The sequence below is a fragment of the Saccharothrix sp. CCNWYY140 genome (assembly GCF_037401995.1).
GTDB lineage: Bacteria > Actinomycetota > Actinomycetes > Mycobacteriales > Pseudonocardiaceae > Actinosynnema.
On the sequence record NZ_JBBEGC010000230.1, the window covers coordinates 1 to 5,472 of the forward strand.

A 5,472-nucleotide genomic window follows, 5' to 3' on the forward strand; every position below is an offset into this window, starting at 1 on the left:
TTCGGGCAGGCCATACGGTGGGGGAACCGAGGCCCTCCACTTGTAGGTAACACCTACCGCGCGCTGCGCGCGCGAAGGACCGCGCTGCGCGCGGGAAGCGGCGCGGTCGATGTGTTGTGGGGTGCGTGGGCTTGCGGCTGGCGGGTGGGACCGGCGTGATTCGGTTGGGGGGCGTGTGGGTGGTGCGTTGCCGGAGTGGTGTCTGGTGTGCGAGGTCGGGGTTGTGGGTCGGGTGCGGGCGGCGGGGTCAGCTGGGTGCGGGTCGGGCGGCGAGGTCATGTGGGTGCTGGGGCGGTGGTTGTTGTGGGTGCGGGGGCGGTGGTTGTTGTGGGGGCTGAGGCTGTGGTTGTGGTTCGGCTTCGGCGGGGGGCTCGGGGTTTTGTGCGAGGGGCTGGGACTTCGCATTTTGTTTCGCAGGGGAGCAAGTGGGAGCACACTACGACTGGGCCGGAGGTTGAGCGCACCTCCAGGGTTCCGTCTGCCCGTACCGCCACGGTTACCACCGCCGGGGTCGATGTGCGGGGCTCTGGGTCTGGGGCGTGGCGGGCGTGGTCCTTGGTGCGCAGGTAGAAGGCAGCCATGCCTACGCAGCCGAAGCCTGCCAGCCACAGCAGGCCGATTGATGCATAAGCTGCCGTCCCCTGGTCGGTGAAGCCTGCTGCCGCGCCGGTCTGCATGGCGCCGTACGTCGGTAGGAAGCGCACCACGTCCTGGTTCGACGACGGGTTGATGACCGGGTTTTGCACCATCACATCGACCAGGCTGATCATGATGATGACGAACATGCCGGCCAGCTCCGTGGACAGCACCAAACCCAGCACGATCCCCATGCCGCCGTAGGTCAAACCGCTCATGAACAGGCTGAATCCGAGCAACCACGGGTGCAGCGGGTCCCAGAAGAGGGTCATCAGCACGCCCGCGTACGCCGCCACCGCGCCGGAGATGACGACCAAGGCGACCAACTTCGCAGTCAGCAGGCACGGGCGGGAGTAGCCCGCCAGCACCAGCCGTTGGTCGAAGTCGCTGGATCGGCGTACGGCCGCGAACATCATGAAGCCGATGATCAAGGTCACCGCGTTGATCGCGCCCGAGATCATCGCCAGCTGGTTCGCGGGCACAGTCAGCACCCGGTCGGCGACGGCCGAGTGAAAGTCGACCGGACGGCTCGGGATGATGCCCTTCACCAAACCCAGCCACGACGGGATGAAGAACACCACCAAAGCCAGGGCCAGCCGGTTGCGGGCGTGTTGGGAGACCTCGAAGAGGACCGCCTTGATCAGGGACGCCTGCCATGTCGTCCGGTCGTCCAGGGCTGCCCTCAGGGCACGGAGTTCGGATCGGAGTTCCGACCAGGAGGTCATGTCGCGATCCTCTCGGGTGCGTCCTCGTCGACCACGCGGCCGGCGCGCAGGCGGTGTAGGCGGTCGAAGCGCTCTACGTCGTGGGCGATGTGGGAGATCACCAACACCGACTGGCCTCGATCCCTCAACTCGTCGGTGATGGCCCAGAAGTTCAGGTAGTTCTCCCAGTCGAAGCCCTGGTATGGCTCGTCCATCAGCACCACGCCGGGGTCGTGCATGAGGGCGATGGTGAGGTTGAGCTTCTGCCTTGTGCCGCCGCTGAGCACGCCTGCCTTGCGGTCGCGGAACTTCGCCAGGTCCAAGCGGTCCAGGAGCTCGTAGGCGCGGGTCAGGTCGTCGAGTTGGTAGGCGCATTGGAAGTAGCGGAGGTGCTGTTCCACGGTCAGCTCGTCGTTGACCACGATCCGCTGCGGGCAGTAGCCCAGCCGGCCTCGGTGCAGGACCTCGCCGCGGTCCGCCTTCAGCTCGCCGGCCAGCACGCGCAGGAGGGTCGTCTTGCCCGCGCCGTTCTCGCCGATCACGCCCATGATCTCCCCCGGCCGCAGGGAGAACTCGACGCCGCGCAGCACTGCGCGCGTGCCATAGGACTTGTGGATGTTGATCGCCCGCAGGCTGAACTCGCCGTTCACCGCGCGCGCCGGGTGGCCAGGGCGACCAGGTCGGTCAGCGCGCGTCGGGCCGGCGCGGTGACCGGCGCTGTGCGCAGGGCGGCCAGTGCCCGGTGTGCCCGGGTCTCGATCATCCGCTCGACTCTGTCGGGCGCGCCGGTGGCCACGATGACGTCCCGCAGCCGCTGGGCGTCCTCTGAGGACAGTGCCGGGTTGCCGTGCAGGGTCTCGATCAGCTCCCGCTGCTCGGGCGTGGATTGCTGCCACGCCAAGGCCATCAGCACCGTGCGCTTGCCGTCGCGCAGGTCGTCGGAGTCGGGTTTGCCGGTCACGGCCGGGTCGCCGAACACGCCCAGCAGGTCGTCGCGCAGCTGGAACGCCTCGCCCAGCGGGGCGCCGTAGGCACTGCACGCGGCCAGCAGGCGACGGTCCCCGCCGGCCAGGGCCGCGCCGATCTGCAACGGCAGTTCCACGGTGTAGCGGGCGGTTTTCAGCCTCACCACCCGCCAGGCCCGGCTCATCGGCGGCTCGTCGGAGGGCGGGGCGATGTCCAGGTACTGGCCGGCGATCAGCTCGGTGCGCATGGTGCCGACCAGCCGGCGCACGGTCCGCAGCCGCTCCTCGGGCAGGCGCGGTCGGGTGAGCAGTTCGTCGCACCAGGCGAAGCACAGGTCGCCGACCAGGATCGCCGTGCCGGCGCCGAACCGCTCGGCCTCGTCGCGCGGGCAGCCGCAGTCGTCGGCGACGGTCCGGTGCACCGTGCGCCGGCCGCGTCGCAGGTCCGAGGCGTCCATGAGGTCGTCGTGGATCAGGGCGAAGGAGTGCGAGAGCTCCAGCGCCGCCGCGGTCCACAGCACGGCCGGGTCGTCGGGTTCGCCGCCCGCCGCGACCCAGCCGCAGCAGCAGAACAGCGGGCGCAGCCGCTTGCCGCCGGCGATGAAGTCGCGCACCAGGTCCACCAGCGCGGACAGGCAGTGGTCCGGCGCGGTGCGGCGCTTGTGGTCGAGGAAGTCGGCCAGGTGGTCGTCCACGTCGCGGCGGACGCGGTCGAAGTCGAGGTCGCGCGGCTGGGCCGGCGCTGCGAGCGGTGCGGCGTCGACGAGATGACCGGTCGTCATGGTTCCTCCGGACGCGATTCGAGTGATCGGCGACGCCCGCGAACCGGGCGGAATGAACGGGAGGCGGGCGGCGAAGGCGCCGCGGTGATGCCTGGAAAATTAACACGCCACCACCCCCGCCGGCCGGCCCCGAAAGGGTGTCCCAGAGGTCGCTCTGCGCATTCGCCGATCGTCCCGATTACCGGGAACCCTTGCAGGTCAACGGAAAGCGCTGCCCATTCCGGTCCCGCGCGGCACGCTGCCGACCACCGTGCCCAGAACTCGGGTAGTGATGCCCACACTTTCGAGTGGTCGCGGTGAACGCCTTGGCGTGGTCGTCGGCCGCGCTCTTGAATTGATCTCGCCGGTGCGCGACGGTCGATTCGCACATCATTTCCGCGACACCGCAGTCGCACCCCTCCCGGCCGCTTCCGGCCCACTCCGCGTCTGCGATCCGGCGGTCCACGAGATCCACCCAGGAGCCCCGATGCCCGACCTCCACCCGACCCCCGCTCGCGCCGGGGACGTCCGACCATGACCGGCGCCGTCGCCCGGCCGGCGCCGTCCCCGCTGCGCGGCGTGACCGGCCCCGAAGACCTCCGCGGGCTCTCCCGCGCCGAACTCCTGGCCCTGGCCAAGGACATCCGCGCCCGACTGGTGGCCACCGTGCCGCGCACCGGCGGGCACCTGGGACCCAACCTCGGCGTGGTGGAGCTGACCATCGCGGTGCACCGGGTGTTCCGCTCCCCCGTCGACCGGGTCGTGTTCGACACCGGGCACCAGGCGTACGTGCACAAGATGCTCACCGGCCGGGCCGGCCTGCTGGCGGACCTGCGCAGCGCGGGCGGCCTGTCGGGCTACCCCAGTCGCGCGGAGTCCCCGCACGACCTGGTGGAGAACTCGCACGCCTCCACCGCGCTGTCCTACGCGCACGGCCTGGCCGAGGCGGCCCGGCTGCGCGGCGGCGGGCGGCACGTGGTGGCGGTGGTCGGCGACGGCGCGCTGACCGGCGGCTTGGCGTGGGAGGCGTTGAACAACATCGCCGCCACCGCGCACCCGATCGTGGTGGTGCTCAACGACAACGGCCGCTCCTACGGGGCCACCGCGGGCGCGGTGGGCCGGCGGCTGGCGGAACTGCGGGTGACCCGCCCGGAGCGGATCACCTCGAACGTGTTCACCGAACTGGGTCTGGCCTACCTCGGCCCGGTCGACGGCCACGACGTCGAGGCGGTCGAGGACGCGTTGCGCGCGGCGAAGTCGGTGGCCCGCCCGGTGGTCGTGCACTGCCTGACCCGCAAGGGCCGCGGCCACCCGGCCGCCGAGGCCGACCCGGTGGACCGGATGCACGCCGTGAGCCCGGCGGGCCGGTCGAGCGGGGTCGGGTGGACGGCGGTGTTCGGCGAGCACCTGCGGCTGCTGGCCGCCGAGCGGCCGGACCTGGTGTGCGTGACCGCGGCGATGCTGCACCCGACCGGGCTGGCGGCGGTCGCGGACCGGTACCCCGCGCGGGTGTTCGACGTCGGCATCGCCGAGCAGCACGCGCTGACGTGCGCGGCCGGCATGGCGATGGGCGGGCTGCACCCGGTGGTGGCGGTGTACTCCACGTTCCTGTGCCGCGCGGTCGACCAGGTCCTCCTGGACGTCGCGCTGCACCGGCTCCCGGTGACCCTGGTGCTCGACCGGGCCGGGGTCACCGGTGAGGACGGCCCGAGCCACCACGGCACGTGGGACCTGGCGGTGCTGCGGCTGGTGCCGGGCATGCGGGTCGCGGCGCCCCGCGACGGGACGCGGCTGCGGGGCCTGCTCGCGGAGGCGGTGTCGATGGACAGACCCACCGCGCTGCGGTTCCCCAAGGGACGCGTGGCCTCCGACGTCCCGGCGGTGCGGCCGTGCGGGGACGTGGACGTCCTGCACGAGTCGGGGCGGCGGGACGTGCTGCTGGTGGCGGTCGGCTGCCTGGCCGCCGACGCCGTCGCGGCGGCGACCGCCCTGGAGCACGAAGGGATCGGGGTGACGGTGGCGGACCCGCGGTGGGTGCTGCCGGTGGACCCGTCGCTGGTCGCCCTCGCCGGCCGGCACGGCCGGGTGGTGTGCGTCGAGGACGGCGTGCGCAGCGGCGGGGTGGGCGAGGCGGTCGCGGAGGCCGTGCGGGACGCGGCCCTGCCCACGCCGGTCCACGTCTCGGGGCTGCCACGGGCCTTCCTGCCCCACGGAACCCGCACGGACATCCTGCGCGCGCACGGCCTCGACTCGACGGGCATCGCCGCCACGATCCGGGGAGTCCTGTCATGACCGCCTTGGACCTGCCTCTGTCGACGACGTTGGCGCCGCGCCGCAAGACCCGCCAGTTGATGGTGGGGTCCGTCGGTGTGGGCAGTGAGTTCCCGGTGTCGGTGCAGTCGATGA

Annotated in this window: 4 protein-coding genes; 1 reads left to right on the forward strand and 3 read right to left on the reverse strand. The window is 71.7% G+C overall.

Annotated features, from left to right (window positions below):
* Positions 1–275 precede the first annotated feature (275 nt).
* Genes WBN91_RS38860 through WBN91_RS38870 form a run of 3 tightly spaced genes read right to left on the reverse strand, consistent with a single transcriptional unit; the run spans position 276 to position 3,087 of the window.
* Positions 276–1,361 (reverse strand): ABC transporter permease, encoded by a 1,086-nt coding sequence (locus WBN91_RS38860; RefSeq protein WP_337729306.1) that lies wholly within the window; start codon positions 1,359–1,361, stop codon positions 276–278.
* Positions 1,358–1,990, reverse strand: coding sequence for an ABC transporter ATP-binding protein (locus WBN91_RS38865; protein ID WP_337729305.1), 633 nt, complete (start codon positions 1,988–1,990; stop codon positions 1,358–1,360). The genes WBN91_RS38860 and WBN91_RS38865 overlap by 4 nt, the downstream gene beginning before the upstream one ends.
* On the reverse strand, positions 1,987–3,087 hold the full coding sequence (locus tag WBN91_RS38870; protein ID WP_337729304.1) for a polyprenyl synthetase family protein: 1,101 nt from the start codon (positions 3,085–3,087) through the stop codon (positions 1,987–1,989). The genes WBN91_RS38865 and WBN91_RS38870 overlap by 4 nt, the downstream gene beginning before the upstream one ends.
* A gap of 513 nt (positions 3,088–3,600) precedes the next feature.
* On the opposite strand from WBN91_RS38870, the gene WBN91_RS38875 reads away from it, so the two are divergent.
* The gene (locus WBN91_RS38875) at positions 3,601–5,358 is read left to right on the forward strand and encodes a 1-deoxy-D-xylulose-5-phosphate synthase (protein WP_337729303.1); all 1,758 of its coding nucleotides are present in this window, start codon (positions 3,601–3,603) and stop codon (positions 5,356–5,358) included.
* Positions 5,359–5,472 lie beyond the last annotated feature (114 nt).